The 20,191-nt window shown below is 64.8% G+C and carries 15 protein-coding genes; 5 read left to right on the top strand and 10 right to left on the bottom strand.

Going from position 1 to position 20,191, the window contains the following annotated elements; genetic code table 11:
• Positions 1 to 6: 6 nt before the first annotated feature.
• Both C8J40_RS08285 and C8J40_RS08280 read right to left on the bottom strand, forming a co-directional pair.
• Positions 7 to 1,431: a mechanosensitive ion channel gene (locus C8J40_RS08285; protein ID WP_132740673.1), complete on the bottom strand. Its 1,425-nt coding sequence runs from the start codon at positions 1,429 to 1,431 to the stop codon at positions 7 to 9.
• Between the two features lie 94 nt (positions 1,432 to 1,525).
• Entirely contained in the window at positions 1,526 to 1,888 is a 363-nt protein-coding gene (locus C8J40_RS08280; protein ID WP_243693275.1) for a hypothetical protein, read from the bottom strand.
• A gap of 530 nt (positions 1,889 to 2,418) precedes the next feature.
• Between C8J40_RS08280 and C8J40_RS08275 the strand changes: the two genes are divergently transcribed.
• Both C8J40_RS08275 and C8J40_RS08270 read left to right on the top strand, forming a co-directional pair.
• A complete protein-coding gene (locus tag C8J40_RS08275) occupies positions 2,419 to 3,927 on the top strand; it encodes a tryptophan halogenase family protein (protein ID WP_132896592.1) in 1,509 nt (502 codons plus the stop codon).
• A complete protein-coding gene (locus C8J40_RS08270; RefSeq protein ID WP_132896591.1) occupies positions 3,924 to 4,595 on the top strand; it encodes a DUF6445 family protein in 672 nt (223 codons plus the stop codon). The genes C8J40_RS08275 and C8J40_RS08270 overlap by 4 nt, the downstream gene beginning before the upstream one ends.
• On the opposite strand, the gene C8J40_RS08265 is transcribed toward C8J40_RS08270, so the two are convergent.
• Both C8J40_RS08265 and C8J40_RS08260 read right to left on the bottom strand, forming a co-directional pair.
• Entirely contained in the window at positions 4,592 to 6,613 is a 2,022-nt protein-coding gene (locus tag C8J40_RS08265) for a hypothetical protein (RefSeq protein WP_132896590.1), read from the bottom strand. The genes C8J40_RS08270 and C8J40_RS08265 overlap by 4 nt on opposite strands.
• Positions 6,614 to 6,691: 78 nt before the next feature.
• On the bottom strand, positions 6,692 to 9,247 hold the full coding sequence (locus C8J40_RS08260; RefSeq protein WP_132896589.1) for a TonB-dependent receptor: 2,556 nt from the start codon (positions 9,245 to 9,247) through the stop codon (positions 6,692 to 6,694).
• A 323-nt stretch (positions 9,248 to 9,570) separates the two neighbouring features.
• Between C8J40_RS08260 and C8J40_RS08255 the strand changes: the two genes are divergently transcribed.
• A complete protein-coding gene (locus C8J40_RS08255; protein ID WP_132896588.1) occupies positions 9,571 to 10,680 on the top strand; it encodes an ABC transporter ATP-binding protein in 1,110 nt (369 codons plus the stop codon).
• Here C8J40_RS08255 and C8J40_RS08250 read toward each other — a convergent pair.
• Genes C8J40_RS08250 through C8J40_RS08240 form a run of 3 tightly spaced genes read right to left on the bottom strand, consistent with a single transcriptional unit; the run spans position 10,641 to position 13,635 of the window.
• Positions 10,641 to 11,489 carry a carbohydrate ABC transporter permease gene (locus C8J40_RS08250; protein ID WP_165911387.1) on the bottom strand — a complete coding sequence of 283 codons (849 nt, stop codon included), beginning with the start codon at positions 11,487 to 11,489 and terminating at the stop codon, positions 10,641 to 10,643. The genes C8J40_RS08255 and C8J40_RS08250 overlap by 40 nt on opposite strands.
• On the bottom strand, positions 11,480 to 12,361 hold the full coding sequence (locus C8J40_RS08245; protein ID WP_132896587.1) for a sugar ABC transporter permease: 882 nt from the start codon (positions 12,359 to 12,361) through the stop codon (positions 11,480 to 11,482). Before C8J40_RS08245 ends, C8J40_RS08250 begins: the two co-directional genes overlap by 10 nt.
• Positions 12,358 to 13,635, bottom strand: a complete 1,278-nt coding sequence (locus C8J40_RS08240; RefSeq protein WP_165911386.1) for an extracellular solute-binding protein — start codon at positions 13,633 to 13,635, stop codon at positions 12,358 to 12,360. The genes C8J40_RS08245 and C8J40_RS08240 overlap by 4 nt, the downstream gene beginning before the upstream one ends.
• 175 nt (positions 13,636 to 13,810) lie before the next feature.
• Here C8J40_RS08240 and C8J40_RS08235 point away from each other — a divergent pair, with 175 nt between their 5' ends.
• Both C8J40_RS08235 and C8J40_RS08230 read left to right on the top strand, forming a co-directional pair.
• A complete protein-coding gene (locus tag C8J40_RS08235) occupies positions 13,811 to 16,717 on the top strand; it encodes a TonB-dependent receptor (protein ID WP_132896585.1) in 2,907 nt (968 codons plus the stop codon).
• Between the two features lie 72 nt (positions 16,718 to 16,789).
• Positions 16,790 to 17,224 (top strand): acyltransferase, encoded by a 435-nt coding sequence (locus C8J40_RS08230; RefSeq protein WP_207901168.1) that lies wholly within the window; start codon positions 16,790 to 16,792, stop codon positions 17,222 to 17,224.
• 205 nt (positions 17,225 to 17,429) lie between these two features.
• On the opposite strand, the gene C8J40_RS08225 is transcribed toward C8J40_RS08230, so the two are convergent.
• The 3 genes from C8J40_RS08225 to C8J40_RS08215 all read right to left on the bottom strand — a co-directional run bounded on the left by C8J40_RS08225 (position 17,430) and on the right by C8J40_RS08215 (position 20,167).
• Positions 17,430 to 18,581 (bottom strand): epoxide hydrolase family protein, encoded by a 1,152-nt coding sequence (locus C8J40_RS08225; protein ID WP_132896584.1) that lies wholly within the window; start codon positions 18,579 to 18,581, stop codon positions 17,430 to 17,432.
• 241 nt (positions 18,582 to 18,822) lie between these two features.
• Complete coding sequence (locus C8J40_RS08220) at positions 18,823 to 19,569, bottom strand: ferredoxin reductase (RefSeq protein WP_132896583.1); 747 nt, start codon at positions 19,567 to 19,569, stop codon at positions 18,823 to 18,825.
• Positions 19,562 to 20,167 (bottom strand): sulfite oxidase-like oxidoreductase, encoded by a 606-nt coding sequence (locus C8J40_RS08215; RefSeq protein ID WP_132896582.1) that lies wholly within the window; start codon positions 20,165 to 20,167, stop codon positions 19,562 to 19,564. The genes C8J40_RS08220 and C8J40_RS08215 overlap by 8 nt, the downstream gene beginning before the upstream one ends.
• Positions 20,168 to 20,191 lie beyond the last annotated feature (24 nt).

The following is a 20,191-nucleotide window of genomic DNA, read 5'->3' as shown; positions in this document are numbered from 1 at the left end:
GGGCAGTCAGATCAGGGGGCGGTCGGTAAGGTCCTGGACGTCGCCGCGGTCATCCTGACGGGCGAAATTGCCGTCCGACTGGCGATCCATCGACGCCATTCCTGAGGGGGGCGTCGTGCGGTCGCTGTCGATGGCCGGGTTGGCGCGGTCGTCGGTCGACTTGGCACCGTCGAGCATCCGCTTCACGGCATTCCCGGCCGCATCGCGACCACCCAGGCCGAACGCCAAGGCAAAGGCCACTGCGATCGCACCGAGCAGCAACCCGAACGCCAAGTTGATGATGTCGTCGGCGAGACCCATGAAGCGCAGGCCGATCGCCGTGCCGAGCACGATGATCGCGATCCGCACGACGGGGGCGGCAACGCGCGTGCCATGGTCGCCGTTACGCTCGATCGCGTGCGCCACGAAGCGGGCAATGACGACCGATGCGAAGATGATGATCGCCCCGAACACGACCTGCCCGAACAGCGTCAGCACCTCGGCCATGATCTGCGAGCCATAGGCGAAGTTCAGCTGGCGGAAAGCTTCCATCAGGCCGAAGATCAGGATCGCGACGAATGCGCCGGTGCCGACCGTCTTCGAGGGCACGAACGACGGACCGGTCGACTGGCTGGTGCTGCCGAGCTCGCGGTTTTCCGTGTTGCCGAAGATGCCGATCGAACCGATCGTCCGGTCGAAGCCGGTCGTTGCCAGGAACTGCGTCAACAGACGCGACGCGAACTTGGCAATGACATAGGCAACGGCCAGGATCATGCCGGCGGCGATGACGTGCGGAATGGCGTCGAGGATGATGCGCAGCATGGCGGTTGCCGGCTGCGAGATCGCCGCGATGTTGAGCGTGTCGAGTGCCGCGATCGAGACCGGGATGATGATCAGCGCGAACACGATGCCACCGATGGTACGCGGCAGCATCGTCGGATCGGTCGGCGTGGTCGCGCCGACATGCGTCGAGAAGCGCTCGACATGGCTGGCCGTGATGACCGCCTCGACCGCCTTCTTGGCGACCTTGGCGAGCACGTAGCCGAGGAAGAAGATCAGCGCAGCGCCGATGATCCTCGGGATGGCCGTGCCGAAGCCCTGCAGCATGTCGCCGAGCGGGCCGGTTGCGCCGGCCAGACCGAGCGGCTGGGTCGCAAGGAACAGCGCGATGAGGAGGACCACCCAATAGGCGGCATCACCGACCTGTGCGCCGATTGTCGTCGGGTTGCGCGGGTTGGCATTCGGCTCGTTGGCATGGATCGCGAGCGGCGTCTTGTTGACGAGCTTGGCGACGCCCCATTTCACGGCGCGGGCGATCGCCCAGCCGATGACGAGGATGATCAGCGCCGCGATGATCCGTGGTGTCCAGATCTCGACATAGCTCCAGGCTTGCGCCCCGAAATCGCGAGTGTTCGATACCACCGTATCGCCCGCATAGGTTACGTCTTGCATGTGTGGTGTTCCTGAAAACGCCCATCCGGGACGTGTCTTGCATGACGCCGCCGCCCCGCCGTTTCGGGCGCGTGCAGCGGCGCGGTTGGCGTGATTAAAGTGGCGAGGCGGGGTCCGTCAGAATGCCGCACGCCGCAGCGGCCTTGCCGACTTCCAGCGGAACCTTCGGGTCCCTCACCTGCGCGGATACGCGAATGAAATCGCTGGCGGTCAGGCGCCCCGGTGTCGTGTCGCCCTGGCGCGATGCCTTGGCGGCGCGGCCGAGCTGCTGAAGCTGACCGAGCGATAGGTTAGCCTCGAGCCGATCGCCGACGCACTGCGACTGGGCAGGCTGGAAGCCATAGCCTTCGAGCGAGGTCGCGATCTTCGCCGACGGATTGACGCACCCGGTTAGCGCCATCGTCGTGATGCCGACGGCAACAAGCCCGACCCGGGAAAGACTACGATATTCTGTCATAAAAGCCCCTTTTGTTAGGGGTCACACAGTCAGACCGGAGCAGCCGACAATCTGATGATCCCAAGCGCCAAACCAGCGAGGCGGACCAAAGCTTCTAGTATAATCATCAACTTGCCCGGTGCAGAAGTACCAATAATATCAAAACTCTGCCGACAACAAGGTATTGGTATCGTCGGCCTCGATGCGCGCAATACAGTCGCGCAAATTTTTCGTGCAGGATGCTCGTCCTGCTATCAACCGTGACCGCGGCACGGTGGCTATGCCACTCGACCCGGGCAGCGTCGCAAGCACGGTAGCGCGGTCTGAACGACCGGTTGTGGGCCCCGTAACGTGTCCGAATGGCTGACCCGCTGCGGAGCTTGGGCACGGCCCAGTCTACGCGGGCTAGTTTGATCGATTACACGCCGACAGAACGCCACTGGCCAACCGGGACTTCAGGGCATTGGGCACCTGTCAATGCTGACCGTCGTGCGGGGCATGGTCAAGGAAGCAGCTTGCTATCCAAAAGAAATTGCGCAGGACTGCGCGGCATGAAGCGCGTGCAACGTCTTGTAATCCTTGGCGGAGGAACCGCGGGGTGGATGACCGCCGCGGCCTTGGGCGCCACGTTCGGCGACCTGGTCAAGATCAGCATCCTCGAATCTGACGCGATCGGGACCGTCGGTGTCGGCGAAGCGACTATCCCGACGATCCACTGGTTCAATCAGTTGATCGGACTGGAAGAGGCGGCGTTCGTCGCGGCGACGAAAGCGAGTTTCAAGCTCGGCATCGAATTCGTCGATTGGGCGCGACCCGGCACGCGGTATTTCCACCCGTTCGGCCGCTACGGCGTCGATCTTGGACCCGTGCCGTTCCATCAGCACTGGCTGCGGGCCAGGGCGGATGGGCTCGATCGGCCGCTATCGGCCTATTCGCTGGCCGCGCAGCTTGCCGCTGCCGGCCGCTTCGCGAAGCCCGTGGACGACCCGCGGTCGATCCTGTCGACGCTCGGCTATGCCTATCATTTCGACGCCGGCCTCTATGCCCGCCATCTGCGTCAACTTGCCGAGAAGCGCGGCGTCGTTCGGCACGAGGGCCTGTTGCGCGACATCGAGCGTGATCCCGAAACCGGCTTCGTTACCGCCTTGACGAACGACCGAGGCGAGCGGCTGGAAGGCGATCTCTTCATCGACTGCTCGGGGTTTCGTGCCCTGCTTATCGGCGAGACGATGGGCGCGCAGTTCGAGGACTGGTCGCATTGGCTGCCCTGCGATCGCGCAGTCGCCGTTCCGTGTGCGCGCATCGCGGCGACTACGCCGTTCACGCGGTCGACGCTGCGCCCCGCCGGCTGGCAGTGGCGGATCCCGCTCCAGCACCGCACCGGCAACGGCTATGTCTATGCAAGCAGTTTCGTGTCGGACGATGAGGCGGTGGCGACCCTGCTCTCCAACCTCGACGGCGAAGCGCTGGCGGATCCACGCATGCTTCGCTTCACCGCAGGGTTTCGGCGCGAGGCATGGCGCGGCAATGTCGTCGCGATCGGGCTGGCATCAGGGTTCCTCGAGCCGCTCGAATCGACCAGTATTCACTTGATCCAGAGTGGCATCGCCAAACTTATCACGCTGTTCCCGGATGCCGATTGCGACCCCGCGCTGGCACGTCAGTTCAACACTCTGTTGGCGCGCGACATGGACGGCATTCGCGACTTTCTGATCCTTCACTATCACGCCACGCAGGGCCATGACGCGCCGCTCTGGCGACACACGCGTCACATGACGCCGCCTCCCACGCTGATCGACAAGATGACGCAATACGCGCGTGCTGGACGGCTGATGCTGAGTGCCGACGAACTGTTCCGCGAGGCAAGCTGGCTCGCGGTGCTGGAGGGGCAAGGGGTGGGCGCCTTGGGCCATGCGCCGTTGGCCGATACCCTCGATGCGGTGACAAACCGCCGCCAGCTCGACCAGATCGAGACCGTCATCGCACGCGCGACGCCGACGCTGCCGTTGCATGACGTGGCGATCGCAGCGCTAGTTGACCCGCAGGTCGCCGCGCGATGACGACGCCCGACGTGCGGGCACGTCGTATCGGCACGGAGGGGGAACCCGTGGTCGTCATCGACCACTTCGTCCCCGATCCCCACGCGCTGCGAGTTTTTGCCGCGACCCAGGATTATGGCCCGGCAGGACGACACTACCCCGGCATCGCCGCGTCGCTTCCCGATAGCTATATGCGCGATCAAGGGGCGCTCATCGCGACGATCGCGAAGCAGGTTTTTGGGATGTCGGCCGGGCTGTCGCTGCTGGAGGCGCGCTTCTCGATCGTGACGATGGCGCCGTCCGCGCTGTCGATCGAGCAACGCCTGCCGCACGTTGATGCGGTGGAGCCTGGACGGCTGGCGCTGATCCATTATCTCGTGCCCGACGAAACCGGCGGTACCGCGTTCTACCGGCATCGTTCGTCCGGGTTCGAGACGATCGACGCCAGTCGCCGCGATCCTTATTTCTCCGCGCTCAACCGGGATCTGGCGAAGCACGGCGCACCCGAGTCCTATATCGCCGGTGACACCCCGCTGTTCGAACGGATCGCGCGCATCGACGGCGTGTACAATCGGGCCCTGCTGTATCGCAGCAGCCTGCTGCATTCGGGTGAGATCGCGGACGGCGTGACGCTGGCGTCCGACCCGCAAACCGGACGCCTGACGATCACGGGCTTCTTCGCCGGTTAGCGAGTTCCGGGCGGCTGCACGGCCAGATAGACCGTGCTCCATAATTGCGCCGCGTTCGATTCGTCGACATCGGCCTTGCCTGCACCGAAGGCGACGATGCGGTAGCCGCCGTCCTTGTACGTCCACGACCAGAGTTCCGATCCGCGGATCGTTCTGCCTGCAGCGATCGCGCGCCACAAGGCCGCCTGTGCCGTCCTGAGACGAGTCCGGGTCGCCGCGGGCAGGTCAGTCCGGTGCAACTGGCGTTCAAGCCCCGCTGCCAGCAACGCCTGCTGCCACGACCAGACGACTGCGCCGTGATATGCCGCGGGCGTAAAGCCCGCCTGTGCCGCCCCATCGGCGAACGCTGGATTGGCTACCAGCAACCCGATGTCGGTCATCAGACCTGCCGGGAAGGGCCGCATGATCCCGCCGACAAAAGTGTCGAGATCAATAGAGGTCGGTCGCCCGAACAACAGCGTGAAGCCTTCGTCCGAATTGACGATCTTCACCGGCGCGCCATCGGCGCCCAAAGACAGCGCATGAAATACGACCGGGGCCTTGCCCAGTGCCGCCAGCGCCGGGGCTGCGGGCACGCCGAGGGTCGCTGCATAGCGCCGCACGTCCGCCGCGGCCGTTGCAGCAGGGATTTCGACACGGAACAGCGTGGGCGCCTTTGTCCGCCAGACGTCGGCCATCGTGCCGGCCCGCCCAAACGCCGCGCGATCGCGCGCCGACAGATATCTGTCGAGTAGTCCGGCGTGCATGAGGCGGTCTGCCGCTTCGATCGCCGCTGGGACTAGGGCAGCGTTCACGTCATAGGCATAGATGCCGCGTCCAAGACCTTCATTGCTGTCGCGCCACTCGCCGGTCATCCGGCCGGGCTTGATCGCGACCAGATTGCGGGCTGATGGCGCTGCCGCGAACGCGCTCGCCCGCGCCAGCACGAAGCGGAGATTGCGGACCAGTGCCGCACCGACCGGCTCCCGGCGCCCAGGCTGGCTCTCGCTCGCGAGGGGTGCGGCCAGATAGGCGGACGCACGTGCTTTGTCGGCCCCGAGCAGATAGTCAGCGGCGACCGGCCCGAGCATGTAATCGTCGTCGACCATGCCATAATCGAGATCGGCGGCGTCACCGCTGCGGCTCGTCTTGCGATTGGCGAGGATCGCGAATTCGCCAATCCCTTCTTCATGCGCGACTTCGCCGCCAGCCGACAGTCGCGCGATGACGGCATTGAGGCCCGCTTCGATCGCGACGGGTTTTAGCGCGGGCATCAGCAGCCGCAACGACATCAGCGTGTCGCGCCCGAAATAGGTATCGAAGCGCCATGAACCCGCCAGGAACTTCTCCCGGTAGCTGAGAAACGCGAGTGCATTGCGCGCGGTGGGATCGGCGGCCGCCGTCGCATTGAGCAACTCCACAGCCGGGATCGGGGTCAGCGGTGTGTCGCCGGTCAGCGCCGTGATCTCCAACCGAATTTGCCCGTTCGCGCCGGCAACGATCGCGCCCTGGTCGATCCGGCCCTCCATAACCCGTAGCGTCAGCTCATAGCCTGCCGCGCCGTCGAGGCGCTTGCGGCGCCACGTGATCGTGTCCCCGGCGATTACCGGCGTCGCGGTGAGCTCCTGGGGAAACGTACCGACCGCCTGATAGTCGCGCAGGAAGCGGATATTGGACAACACCGCCTGCTTTGGGATCAACCGCGGCGCATCGACGGTCGCGACCGCGACGATGCCGTGCAGGCTCCCGCGGTTCAGCGGTAGCGGCGCCTGATCCAGCCGCCAGGTCACGGGCTGCGCAGTGTTCGCGAACCACAGGCCGACACCGCTGTTACCCGCGGGAAACGCTACCAGGATGCGCGGATCGTCGCCGTTGCGCAGCAGGACGTGCGCGGCCACCGCCTTGTCGCGGACGAAGGCGTTGAGGTTCTTCCCCTCGGTCAACTGATACGCAAGTTCCGGTCGACCCGTGATCGGCGCCGCGGCGCAGGTGAGGAGTGCGAGGCCACCTGCCATCGCCATGCGCGCTATCGTCTTCATGATTGTCACTCCGCGAAAAGGGGCGGCAGAACAGTCGCCTGCTCGCCGCCCCGTTTGAACCCTCACATCGCCGGTCGATCAGAACTTCAGCGTCACCGATCCGCCATAGGTCGTACCGACAATGCCGCGGGCATAGAAATAGCCATCGGTTACCGCCTGAGTCTGGCCCTGGCGCGGATTGCCCTCGGTCAGGCCAACGACGTTGAAGATGTTGTCGGCGTTGAAATTCGCCTGGATCCGCTCGTTGACGTTGATCGTGATCCCCGCGCTGGTCACGCCGTAGCTGGGCAGCGCGACCCCGTTGCCGGCATCGGCGAAGATCCGCCCGACATATTTGTAGCGGCCGTACACTTCGCCCAACCCATTCGGCAGCTTGATCGCCGGCGTGATCGTGAACAGCTTGGCGGGCGTCCGTTCGGGGCGGTTGCCTTCGTACTGCGCACCTTGGCTGACGCCGTCGATCTCGAGGTTGAGCAGCTTGGGTTGCTGGAACACGCCCTGGAAATCGACCGAGAACCACGTGACCGGACGGACGTTCACATCCACTTCGACACCGCGCGTGCGCAGGTCGGCGTTGATGTTCTGCTGTTGCGACGGGTTGGTCGGGTTGGCGAAGTTGTAGTTCTGGTTCTTGAAGTTGGTCTGGAATACCGTCGCCGAGCCGCTGATGAAGCGCTGGTATTGATAGCGGACGCCAGCCTCGTACAGCTCGATCGTCGTGATCGGATCGGTGTTGTTGGTCTGGAAACCGTTCGCATAGCGCGCGTAGATCGCGAGGTTCGGCGTGAACTGATAGTTCGCGCCGGCGGTGTACGCTGCCTTCGACTGCGTCCGCTGCGTCCGTGCAAAGGTCCCGTCGAAGGTCGATCCGACCGTGCGGATGAGGCCGGGCACGTTCGGCTGCACCGGCTGGTTCACCGCTGCTGCCTGACCGTCCAGGAACGTCGCGGAGTCGCGCTCCCAGCGGATGCCGCCGTCGAGATGCAGGTCGCCGATCGACAGCTCGTCATTGGCATAAAACGAGACGGTGGAGTCCTTGCGCGTGCGGATGCCAGCGCCCCAGTCGCCATACGAAACTAGGCCGTTATCGGACAGCGTACCGACGACGCCATTAGCCGCGTTCAGCGCGACGATGTCGTAGATGTCGCTGTTCGACCGCACGTCGTTGACGACGCTTGCCGTCGCCGACTGGTCCTGCTCGCGTGTCACGTCGTAATACATCGCGCCGACGGTCAGCGAGTTCTTGAAGCCGCCGCTCTCATATTCCCACGTGCCGCCGCCGTTGAGACCGAAATCCTTGCCGTCGATGTAATCGTGGTTGAGTGTCGTGCGCTGGAGGAAGCCGTTGCCGTTCAGCGCATTGAGTTCCGCAGTCTGGTTGCTGCCCAGCACCGTGCCGGTCCGCAGGTTGCGGATGCCGAAGCGCGTCGCGGTCGGAAACGCCGTTCGCCCCGCGGTCAGCAGGTCGTTGATCGGCGAACCGGCGCCGGGCGTCAGATAGTTGACCGCGCTGGTCAGGCCGGCGTTCCCGGTGCCCGAGCCGGGGAACAGGCCGTTAAAGTCGTACGAATATTTCAGGTAGCGACTGTGCAGGAACAGGTTGACGCTGTCGCTGACCGGCGTCTCCATGTCGATGCGGAACTGCGCCGTCTTCGCCTTGATGCCATCCTGATAGCGGAATTCGCGGAAGCCGCTTGGATGCGCGAAGGTCGAGACCGGGACCTGGATGCTCTTGAACGCATCGCCGCCGACATTGCCGAACTGGGTGCTGAGGCTCGGGATACCGCTCGGCTCGCCATCAATGAAGCGGTACGGCTGATCCGCGTAAAAGGCATTCTCGATATCACCGCCCTTGGCCGAGATCCGGATATAGCCACCGGCCTCGGGGCGATATTCCAGCGCGCCCTTGATGCGCCAGCCGCGATAGTCGAACGGGTTGTCGCGCACGCCAGGGCTCGACTGGAAATAGCCGCCGATGTTGAACGCCAGCTTGTCGGTGATAGGCGACGACAGGTACATTTCGCCGCGCTTCTGGCCGTAATTATAGTAGCTGCCGCGCGCCATCGCTTCGGTACGCGTGAAGTTCGGCGACTTCGAGATGAAGTTGATCGTCGCGCCGGCACCGTTGACGGTCAGCACGCCCGACGAGCCGCCCTTCACCGCTTCGAGGCGATCGATGGTCAGGTCCTGGTCGAAGAAGAAATCGGCACCGCCGCCGCTGTACAGGATCGGCATGCCGTCCTCTTCCAGCTGGATGAAGCGCTGGCCGCCACCTTGCAGGCCGCGCACCGAATAATTGTTCGAGACGGCGCCCGCGGTCGACTCGACGAAGATGCCGGGGATCAGTTCGAGCATGTCCGCCGTCGACCGTGGAGCCTTGCGGTCGATATCGGCGCGCGAAGCGAGCGTGATGTCGGCGGAGGCGGTGATCAGCGGACGGTTGCGCGTGGTCTGGCCGGTGACGACGATATCGGGGGTGGTGGAGTCGTCGGCAGCGGTGGCAGCCTGGGCCGGGTCCTGCGGGATGGTCGCGGCCGTCGACGCGGTCGGTTCTGCGGTCTGCGCATAAGCCGGGAGCGACACGGTCGCGCAACCAGCCAAAAGGAACACGCGAAGCGCGCGTCGATCAGTCATCATAGCTCTCCCAACGGCCAGCTTTTCTAATGAAGCCAGTGGGATACCCTGTAATCCCCGCGCCGGTTCGCGCCAATCACCGAAGTGAGACTTGAGGTAGATTAAGTTGCAAGTGTGGCGAATCGGTCGCACTCGCCAGCGCATCGAGGCCAATCTGTAAACTCAGGAAGCATCTGCATCCGCTCCGGGCAGCGCTAGAACGGACCGTTCCTGGCAAAATACCGGTTGTGAATTGTGTAGTTCGTCTTTTTCGTCACGCGGTCGCTGCTTTGCACGCTACCGTTCATGCCGCTACCAAAGCGGCATCGGGAAAGGGGCATGCGGTGGCGAGCGTTGAAATCTGCGGACTTTCCAAGCGTTTCGGAGACACGACCGTGCTCCAGTCGACCGACCTGGCGATCGAGGAGGGCGAGTTCGTCGTGCTCGTCGGGCCATCTGGGTGTGGCAAGTCGACGCTGTTGCGGATGATCGCGGGCCTTGAGATCCCGAGCGCGGGGCAAGTCATGATCGGCGGACGCGACGTGACCGACGCAGCGCCGTCAGACCGCGGGCTGGCGATGGTGTTCCAGTCCTATGCGCTGTATCCGCATCTCACGGTTGCAGAGAACATCGCATTTCCGTTGAAGGTCGCAAAGGTCGCCAAGCGCGAGATTGCCGAGCGGGTTGCGGAGGTCGCGGCGATGCTCGATCTGTCGGAGTTGCTCGACCGGCGGCCGCGTGCCTTGTCGGGCGGACAGCGCCAGCGCGTCTCTATCGCCCGCGCGGTGGTACGGCGGCCGAAGGTGCTTTTGCTAGACGAGCCGTTGTCGAACCTCGACGCCAATCTGCGCGCGCGGATGCGTCACGAGTTTGCGCGGCTGCACCAGCAACTCGGCGCGACGATGATCTACGTCACGCACGACCAGCTCGAAGCAATGACGCTCGCCAACCGCATCATCGTGATGAGCGAGGGGCGCGTCGAACAGGTCGGGCCGCCGATCGAGGTGTACCGGCGGCCGGCGAGCCTGGCCGTCGCGGCGGCGATCGGGTCGCCGGGCATGAACCTGCTCGCGGCGACGATCGCGTCGGTCGACGGGTCTGGCGGCACGGTGCGGTTGGCTGGGGGCGAGATAGTGAGGACCGGGGCGATCATGCCTCCGGCCTCGGTCGGCGCGGTGGTCACTCTCGGCGTCCGGCCCGAACATCTGCACGTCGATGATGCGGGGCCGTTCGTTGGCGCAGTCGAGCTGTTCGAGCGACTCGGGCCATTGTCGTTCGCGCATCTCGGCGCACGCGGCGCGGCGGATACGATCGTCGCGCAGTTGCCGGGGGATCGGTCGGTGACTCTCGGGGAAATTCTCCGCGTCGGGGTAGCCCCCGAGGACGCGCACGTGTTCGGCGCCGATGGTCGCGCCTATCCCTTCACGCTGCCGCCGAGCAGTCCGGTCAAATAGTAACGCTGCATCGCGAGGAAGAGCAGCAGCACCGGCATCGTTGTGACCACGGCCGCGGCCATCATCAGCTCGCCGTCCGCCGAATGCTCGCGCGCGATCGCGGCGACCGCGACCGGCAGCGTGTAGAGATGCTGGTCGGCCAGCACGATCAGCGGCCAGAGGAAGTCGTTCCACGAGCCGAGGAACATGAAGAGCGCCAGCGTGACCACGATCGGGGTGAGGAGGGGGAGGACGATGGTCACGAAGATCCGCGCCTCGCTCGCGCCGTCGATCCGCGCCGCGTCGATCATCTCGTCGGGAATCGCCAGCGTCGCCTGCCGCACGAACAGGATCGCGAAAATCCCCGCAAGGCTCGGCAGGATCACGCCGGCATAGGTGTTTACCAGCCCGAGTTGCTTGAAGATCAGGAACAGCGGCAGCATCGCGACCTGACCGGGCACGACCAGCGACGCGATCAGGATCTTCAACAGCCGCTCTCGCCCGCGGAACCGCAGCTTGGCGAACGCATACCCCGCCGGCACCGTCAGCAGCAGCCCGAGCAGCGTCGAGATCGCGGCGACCGCGATGCTGTTGATCAATGCGGGGACGATCCGGTAATCGAACCACGCCCCGTCGATCAGCCGCCGGACGAGCAGTTCGTGGTAATTCTCCAGCGACCAGTGCGACGGCCACACCGGCGTCGGCAGGTTGCTCGACTGGCCGCGCGGCATGAACGACACGATCACCATGTAGAGCAGAGGGGCGATCGTCAGCGCGGTCAGGGTCGCCACCGCGGCATTGGCGAGGATCGCCCGGGGTTTCAGAGCCATTCGTAGCGCCTCCCGATCCGCGTCTGGACCATCGTCAGCGCGAGGATCATCAGGAACAGCACGAACGCGACCGCGCTCGCCTGCCCCAGGTTCCACCATTTGAAGCCTTCGTCGAACATGAAATACAGGATCGTCGTAGTGCTCTGCGCCGGCCCGCCAAGCGTCATCACATAGGGTTCGGCGAAGATCTGGAGGAAGCCCGCGACGCTCATCACCGCGGCGAGCAACAGCGTCGGGCCGATCGCGGGGAGGGTGACGTGGCGGAAGCGGCCCCAGCGGCCGGCGCCGTCGAGCCGTGCGGCCTCCATCAGGTCCTGCGGCACCGCGGACAGCGCGGCGGTGAAGACGATCATGTTGTAGCCGAAGATCTTCCACGTCACGAAGATCAGGATTGCCGGGATCGAGGTGTGCGGGTTGCCCAGCCAGTCGACCGGCGCCGCCCCGATCGTCGCCAGCGCGCGGTTGATGAGCCCCGAGCGTTCGTTGAACAGGAACCTCCACACCACCGCGGTCGCGACGATGCTGGTGACGTAGGGCGCGAACAACAGCACGCGCCAGAGCGGCTTCCACCGGACCGTCGCGTCGTTGAGCAGCAGCGCGACGGCGAGCGATGTACCGATCGCCATCGGTACGCCGAGCACCGCGAACAGCGCAGTATTGCCGATCGCGCGCCAGAACAGCGGTGTCGAGAACAGGTCGACGAAATTGCCGAGCCCGACGAAGCGCAGGTTCGCCCAGTCGGCGAGCGCGTAGATCGAGTAATCGGTGACCGACAACGCCATCGCCAGCGCGGTCGGCAGGACGAACACCAGCGCAATGATCGCGAGGACGGGGGCGGAGAATAGCCAGGCGGCACGTTCCTGACGGGTCATGCGAGCGTCCCCGCCTCGACCAGCGCGCGGCGCTTGGCCAGCAACTGGTCGACGCGCGTGTCGAGCCGTGTCAGCGCCTGCGGGATCGTCTGGACGCCCCGCACGACGCGCTCGGCGGCGAACTGTATCTCGAGCTTGATCCGCTCCCACTCGATCACCTTCGGCGCGGCGGCGGGGAAGCGCATCTGCTCCTTGAACGGCGCGAGTATGGGCGCGCGGAGTTGCGGTGACGACCAGGCGCTCAGGCGGGCGGGGAGATTGCCGATCAGGCGCTGGTAGCGGAGTTCGCTTGCCGGCGAACTGAGATGGCGGACGAGCGCCCACGCCTCGGCCGGGCGCGGCGTCGAGGCGGAAACGCATAGGCTGGTACTCAGTCCCGATACCGCGCCGAGCCCATGCGGACCGGCGAGCCGCGCCGTACCCCAACGCTCGGCGGGGATCTCCGCGGCACGCCGATGGAGGTCGAGCAACGTCGTCGGCCCGGTCGGCCAGATCGCAAAATAGCCCTGTGCAAAGGCCGCGACCGGGTCCTGAATCTCGGTGGAGAGCGCTTTTGGCGCGAGCCCTTCGGCGAAGAGCCGCACGTAGTAGGCGAACGCGGCCCGTGCTTCCGGGGTCTGGAAATTGCCGCGCGTATCGTGGTCGCGGAGCATCGTCGCGCCGGTCTGGCCAAGCATCGTGATGAGCGTGCCCGGCCAGTTGAGCAGGAGCATGAATACGAAGTCGTCGGGCCGCTGTCGCTTGATCGCATGCCCCATGCGAAGCCAGCCGTCCCAGTCTTCGGCAGGCGCGGCATAGCCTGCTTTGGCAAGAATATCCCGGCGGTAGAACTGCGCCTGAGGCGCGACCGACCACGGCACCGCGAAGTCGCGACCGCCGACCTGCGTAGCATCAAGCACACCGGGAAACATGTCGGCGACCAGAGCGGGCGAGGGGATCGGGGCGATCGCGTCGATCGTCGCGAACTCCTGCACCCAGCCGTTATACAGCATCAGCACGTCCGGCATCGCGCCGCCGGCTTGCGCGGTCAGCAGCTTCTCGTGACTGGCGGTCGCCGGCAAGGATTGAACGTCGACCGCGATCCCCGTCGCGGCGGTGAAGGCGGGCATCAGCATCGGCGAATAGTCGCCCTCGTAGCTCATCGCCCAGAACTTCAACGGTTCGGCGCCGCGCGTGCCGGCACAGGCCACCAGGCCGAGCGTCGGCAGGAGTCCCAATACGTCCCTCCGCGTCCAGTCCTGCGCCTGCTCCCCCATCGTCGGATCGTGGCGCATCGCAGCGTTCCGCGCCACCCCCTGCATAAGGCGATAACCGCCGAAATATTGCGCCAGGTTAATGCCTTGGCAGCGTTTGCAAAGTCGATGACCTTGCTCCGCAGCCGACGATGCGCCTAAGCCGAGTGCAACGAACGCCGGCGGGGGCCAACGCCGGCGAACAGGGAGAGAAGTCATGCGTATCCTTCGCCGCCGTCATCTGCTGTCTGGCGTCGCCCTACTTGCCGCGACTTCTGCTCAAGCGCAGGTCATCCCTCAGACTACCAGTACGCCGACCTCCGATACGCCCGCGCCCGCCGCCGTCGATCCGGCCCCGGATCCGGCAAGTGAGATCGTCGTCACCGGGTCACGCATTGCGCGCCCGGACTACGAGGCGCCCAACCCGATCGTCTCCTTCAGCGCCGCCGACCTCCAGAAGTCGGGCAACACCAACGTCACCACCTTCCTCCAGCGCGTGCCGGCGCTCACCAACTCGCGCGACAGCACGCGGACAGCCGGCAATTCCCAGGCCGACGGCAGCTTCGGGCAGGTCGGGCTCAACCTGCTCGACCTGCGCGGTCTGGGGCCCAACCGGACGCTGGTGCTCGTCAATGGCCGCCGCCATGTCGCCGGCCAGCCCGACACCGCTGCCGTGGACATCAACGCGATCCCGACCGACCTGATCGAGCGCGTCGACGTGCTCACCGGCGCGGCGTCCGCGGTGTATGGTGCGGACGGCGTCTCTGGCGTCGTCAATTTCGTCCTGAAGCGCGATTTCGACGGCGTCGCCGCCCGCAGCCAGTTCGGCATCTCCGAGCGCGGCGACGCCGCCAACCGCTTCGCCTCGCTGATCGCAGGCCGCAACTTCGCCGACGGTCGCGGCAACCTGACGCTTGCCTATGAGTATAATGCCGACCAGCCGCTCGCGAACGACGACCGCCGGTATTTCGCCCAGGGCGACCGCCAGTATTTCGTCAACCTCGACAATTACGACCCGACGCGCGCCGGCAGCTACAAGATCGGACCGGTCGGCGACCTGCGCTATCCGTACAGCTCGAACCAGGGCATCGTGTATATCGGCGACCAGACATTCCGCGGCGACGGCGCGTTCTACACGCCCGGCCGATTCCTGCAGAACGACGGCTACTCGGTCGGCGGCGACGACACGCCGGTCGCGGGCTATATCGGCGATATCTTCCCGCGCACCCGCCGCCATGCGGTCAACGCGCTGACGCACTACGACGCGTCGGACGCGTTCAAGATCAGCCTGGAGGGCAAGTTCGTCCAGTCGACCGTGACAAGCTTCGGCGGTTATGGCGGCAATTATCCGGCGACCATCGCGCTCGACAACCCCTACATCCCGACCAGCATCCTCGCCGCGGCGACCGCCGCCGGACTTGGCTCGGTCGACGTCAACCGCAACAATTTCGACATCCCGCGGCGTGGCGAGGAAGACCGCCGACGCACATATCGCGGCGTCATCGACGTCACCGGCCGCATCTCGGAGCATGCCAGCTACGACGTGTCCTATACCTATGGCCAGACCGACGTCCGCGCGACCAAGCTCAACGACCGCCTGAACGATCGCTTCCTGAACGCGCTCGATGCGGTGCGCGCGCCGGGGGGAACGATCGTCTGCCGTTCGGCCGAGGCCCGCGCGGCCGGCTGCGTCCCGGTCAACACGTTCGGCGGCAACACCGTGAACCCGGCCTCGTTCGGCTATTTCCTTAGCAACCCGGCCAGCAATGCGCGACTGACTCAGCACGTCGCTAACGCCTCGCTGAACGGCGACTTTGGACAGTTTTTTACACTGCCCGGCGGCCCGGTCGCATTTGCTGTCGGTGGCGAATATCGCCGCGAGTCTAGCAGCTTCCGTCCGGCGCAGGCGATCACCGACAATCTTTTCTACCAGTTTGACGAATACATCCTGCCGACCCCGTCGAGCGGCCATTTCGATGTCTGGGAAGCGTTCGGCGAGCTTAACGCGCCCATCCTGAAGGACGTGCCGTTCGCCAGCCTGCTCTCCGTCGGTGCGGCCGGACGCTATTCGGACTATTCGACGGTCGGCTCGACCCGCGCCTACCAGTTCAACGGCATTTACGCGCCGATCCGCGAGATCAGCTTCCGAGGCTCGTATGGTCGCTCGGTCCGCGCGCCCAACATCGGCGAAATCTTCCGCCCGCAGACCGGCAGCAGCAACTTCTTCTCCGACCCCTGCTACCTTAGCAACCGCACGCTCGGCACGCAGTTCCGCACCGCGAACTGCCAGACGCTGATCACCGGGGCAGGGGGCAATCCCGCGAATTTCACCGCGCAGAACAACCCGAACGCGACGATCTTCATCCCCGGCACGCAGCAGGGCAATCCGGACCTGCGCGCCGAAGTCGCCCGCACCTGGACGGCGGGCGTCGTGGTGCGGCCGATCTCGGGGCTGTCGATCGGGCTCGACTGGTACGACTTCCGGTTGCGCGACGCGATCAACACGCCTGATGCGAACACGATCGCCTCGCTGTGCGTCGACCAGCCGACGCTCGATAACGCCTATTGCAACGCGATCAGTCGGGAGCGCGGCACCGGGTTCATCAACGGCTATGTCGTCCAGCCGCAGAACGTCGCGGCGTTCCGCACCGCCGGCGCCGAACTCAACATCGCCTATCGTTTCCGGACGGCGCGAATGGGGGCGTTCGATATCCGGTTGGTAGGCGGCTATCTCGACAAGCTCGAACAGGTCGCCACGCCCGGCGCCACTACCGAGGACAATGTCGACCAGCCGTTCCGCCCGAAATATACCTTCACCTTCTCGCCGAGCTGGACCGCGGGGGCGCTGACCCTGAGCTACAATCTGCGCTGGCAGGACGGCGTCCGTCGTTTCGCCAAGGCCGATACCGACGCGAACCCCAGCCTCGTCGATCCGCGCTATTTCCGGTACAAGGAGCTGTGGCAGCACGACGTGCAGGCCGAGGTCGCGGTCGACGCGCGCTTCTCGTTCTACGGCGGCGTCAACAACCTCGCCGACCAGAAGCCCGATATCGGTTTCGAGACCAACGTGCCGATCTCGCCGGTCGATCGGTATTTCTACGCGGGGGCGAAGGTCCGGTACTGAGACGCTTGGGAGTTGACCGCGGGGGACGTCTCGACGACGGACGGCGGATTGCAGAACTGAGAAAAGACGCCCGTGCTGACCGAAGACATGCTGCGCCTCATCACGATGGAGGAAGGGGCGTTTATCGATCCGAGCTGTACGGTCATCGATCCGCATCGTCTGACGCTGCGCAAGGGTGCGTTCGTCGGCCCGGAAGGACTGATCGACGCCGGCGGTGGCGTCGAGATCGGCGAAGCGGTGCGAATCAGCTACCGGTGCACGATCATCTCGCTGACCCACCACATCACGCGCTCAGTCTGGCGGCGAGGTGTCGACGGAGATCGACTCCGACCCGTTCTCATCGAACGTGGCTGCTGGATAGGCGCCAACGTCACGCTTTATCCGGGCGTCATTGTACGAGAGGGGTGCGTGATAAATGCAGGATCGGTAGTTGCAAAATCTACCGAGGCGCACGGGCTGTACTGTCCGCCCTACGCTGCTCGGACCAAGGACCTTGAGTTCGACTGATTGTTGAAATCTAAGCCGCCGATCTGCTTTCCAGCACGCTTCAAGCTGTGAAGACATGTGATCCGGACCGCCGAGAAATGGCGATCAGCCGAATGATTTGATGCCTGGAGTTGGGAAGCGTGGGAAGGGGCGTGGATGGCGGACTATGGGTCAGCTCGTTAATCCAGAGCAGACGGTTCGAACAGGGCATGAGGTGTTACGTTAGCTACCGAAGCGGACGAAAGAACGCCCGTATTTCAGCCGCAAGCAGGTCCGGTTTCTCCAGCGCAGCAAAATGCCCACCGGCTGGCATTTCGTTCCAGCGTTGCACGTCGAAGACCCGCTCCACCCAGGAGTGCGGTGGCATGGCGATCTCGCGGGGAAACACCGATACGCCAAGCGGGGGTTTGACGCGCTCACCCTGCTCGAACACGAGAGGGCGCAGCCGGTTTTCCTTGTAGAGCCTGAGCGATCCGGTGAGGGAACCACCGAACCAATACAGCGAAATATCCGTCAGCAGGTCGTCGAGCGGGATCACGCTTTCGAGGTCCCCGTGGCAGTCGGTCCAAGACCTGAACTTCTCCGTCACCCAGGCCGCGAGCCCGACAGGGGAATCCGTCAGCGAGAACGATAGCGTCTGTGGTTTGGTACCTTGGAGGGCCGCATAGGCTCCCTCCTGCGCGGACCATTGCGCGACGTGATCGAGATACGCCTGTTCCTCGAGTGTGACGGGCGCGGTGCCGGCAGTTGTCGGGGGGCGGTAACTGCCCGGGATGATGTTCAGGTGGATGCCGCGGACGACGTCGGGGAACAGCCGTGCCAGCCAGACGGACACCCCTGCACCGATGTCGCCGCCCTGCGCGGCGAACCTGTGATAGCCGAGCTCGGCCATGACCTTGCGCCACAGCAAAGCGATTTCCCGCGAGCTGATGCCCCCTCTCGCCGGCGCGGGTGAGAAGCCGTAGCCGGGCAGAGATGGCACGACGACATGGAAGGCATCGGCAGGATCGCCGCCATGTGCGCCCGGGTCGGCGAGCAGCGGGATCAGCTGTTCCATCTCGACGAACGATCCCGGCCAGCCGTGCGTGATGACGATGGGTATCGGGCTGGGGCCCACGCCACGCCGGTGTACGAAATGGATGTCCTGATCGTCGATCGTGGCCATGAACTGCGGCAGCCGGTTTAGCCGTCGTTCCTGTAGCCTCCAGTCGAACCGGTTCTGCCAATGGTCTGCAAGCCGGCGCATGAACGCGAGGCTTGCGCCATCGTCCCAGCTGTCATCGTCGATCGAGCGCGGCCAGCGCGTCGCGGACAGTCGGTTCTGTAGGTCTTCGAGCGCAGCGTCCGGCACGTCTATCGTGAATGAAACGGGCGGCATGACTGTCTCCAAGCTCTGAGCGCCTCTATTCTGACCGCGGTTGAGACGCGACGGCCGCTCGCTTGGGGTTTTTTCCGGCATAGCAGGCCGATCGGACCGTTGCTTCTTTTCTGCCTTGCCAAAGATCGGGCGCGCGGACCTAACGGCTGCTTCGACGAAGAACCACGCACGTTCGCGATCAGCGCAACGCTAGATCGCTTGCGCCGCTAGCGATCAGCGCAACGCTAGATCGCTTGCGCCGCTAGCCACCGTAGCGTTCGGTTTTGATAACGGAGGCGTCGAGGCCGGCCAGCAGCGCGCCCTCGGTCGCGATGTTGACGAAGCCGTTGGACCCGCAAACGAAGACGTGGCTGGGCTTTCGGTGGAGCCGAGCCACGACGTCCTGCACCATCACGCCGTCGATCCGTCGCCCGAAGTCCGATGCGCGAACCGGTTCTTCGCGCGTGATCGCCAACGCCAGGACGAATGCCGCGTCGCCGGTCGCGGTGGCATGAAGCTCGTCCGAAAAGAGAACGTCTTTGGCGGTCCGGGCGGACAGCAGCAGCGCCGTTGGCACCGCCGGGGACTGTGTGCGGCGTTGTCGGATCATGGCCATCAACGGCGCGAGGCCGGAGCCGGCACCGATCAGCAACACCGCGTCCACGGCAGGTTCAGGCCACAGGAAATGGCCGCCAAGCGGACCACGAAGTTCGATTTCATCGCCAACCGCCGCGACATCGTGGAGAAACGACGAGACTTCGCCATCCGGCAGCCGCTCGATCGCGAGTTCGATGATCGGGGACGAAATTGTCGCCGACGCGATCGAGTAGCTACGCATCGCGCTGTAGCCATCGGGCGCGGTTAGCCGGACATCGACGTGCTGCCCTGCGATGTGCGCGAACGGTTCGCGCAACCGCAGGAAGACGCTCTTGATGCTCGGTGTCTGCTGGACGATGTCCTCGATCGTGCATGACTGCCACGGCAGGGTTTTCGCACCGCCCTCAGTCATTGGTGTATCGCTGCTCGCGCCACGGATCGCCGTAGATATGGTAGCCATGCCCCTCCCAGAATCCCGGCTCGTCCCGCGTCGTGAATTGCAGCGCATTCACCCATTTGGCCGACTTCCAGAAGTAGAGATGCGGGACGAGAAGCCGCGCCGGCCCTCCGTGGTCGCGTGAAAGCGGCTTGCCCCGATAGGTGAGCGCGACCATCGCCTTGCCCGATAGAAGGTCTGCCAGAGGCACGTTGGTCGAATACTTATCGTAGCAGTGCGCCAGCACGAAATCGGTGGGCTGATCGAGCCCGGCATCGGCGAGGATGTCTTCGACGAGTACGCCCTCCCAGGCGGTATCCAGCTTGGACCAGGAGGTGACACAGTGAATGTCCTTGGTCACCTTCGTCTTCGGCAACGCGTTGAACTCGCTCCAGCTCCAGACTTTGACGGGCTTTGGACCGACCTTGACCGTGAATTTCCAATCGGAAGGCTTCACGTGCGGCGTGGGGCCGGCGGACAGGACGGGGAAATCCTCCACGAGATGCTGGCCCGGCGGAATCCGGCTCGACTGATCCCCGCCCGAGCCGCGGCCCGTAAATCCTCTTGTGACCATTGCCAATTCCCTTGCTTGTCACGA

Origin of the sequence: Sphingomonas sp. PP-CC-3A-396, assembly GCF_004343105.1 — a bacterium.
Lineage (GTDB): Bacteria > Pseudomonadota > Alphaproteobacteria > Sphingomonadales > Sphingomonadaceae > Sphingomonas.
Note: the sequence above shows the minus strand (reverse complement) of the source record. Positions and strands in the feature narration are given on the sequence as shown.

Bases quoted from the DNA above. Each gene is read 5' to 3' on its own strand.
- C8J40_RS08225 (WP_132896584.1), bottom strand. From the start codon at position 18,581: ATGCCGCCCGTTTCATTCACGATAGACGTGCCGGACGCTGCGCTCGAA.
- C8J40_RS08240 (WP_165911386.1), bottom strand. From the start codon at position 13,635: ATGCGCCACGATCCGACGATGGGGGAGCAGGCGCAGGACTGGACGCGG.
- C8J40_RS08270 (WP_132896591.1), top strand. From the start codon at position 3,924: ATGACGACGCCCGACGTGCGGGCACGTCGTATCGGCACGGAGGGGGAA.
- C8J40_RS08280 (WP_243693275.1), bottom strand. From the start codon at position 1,888: ATGACAGAATATCGTAGTCTTTCCCGGGTCGGGCTTGTTGCCGTCGGC.
- C8J40_RS08275 (WP_132896592.1), top strand. From the start codon at position 2,419: ATGAAGCGCGTGCAACGTCTTGTAATCCTTGGCGGAGGAACCGCGGGG.
- C8J40_RS08265 (WP_132896590.1), bottom strand. From the start codon at position 6,613: ATGAAGACGATAGCGCGCATGGCGATGGCAGGTGGCCTCGCACTCCTC.
- C8J40_RS08285 (WP_132740673.1), bottom strand. From the start codon at position 1,431: ATGCAAGACGTAACCTATGCGGGCGATACGGTGGTATCGAACACTCGC.
- C8J40_RS08215 (WP_132896582.1), bottom strand. From the start codon at position 20,167: ATGGTCACAAGAGGATTTACGGGCCGCGGCTCGGGCGGGGATCAGTCG.
- C8J40_RS08250 (WP_165911387.1), bottom strand. From the start codon at position 11,489: ATGGCTCTGAAACCCCGGGCGATCCTCGCCAATGCCGCGGTGGCGACC.
- C8J40_RS08220 (WP_132896583.1), bottom strand. From the start codon at position 19,569: ATGACTGAGGGCGGTGCGAAAACCCTGCCGTGGCAGTCATGCACGATC.
- C8J40_RS08260 (WP_132896589.1), bottom strand. From the start codon at position 9,247: ATGACTGATCGACGCGCGCTTCGCGTGTTCCTTTTGGCTGGTTGCGCG.
- C8J40_RS08245 (WP_132896587.1), bottom strand. From the start codon at position 12,361: ATGACCCGTCAGGAACGTGCCGCCTGGCTATTCTCCGCCCCCGTCCTC.
- C8J40_RS08235 (WP_132896585.1), top strand. From the start codon at position 13,811: ATGCGTATCCTTCGCCGCCGTCATCTGCTGTCTGGCGTCGCCCTACTT.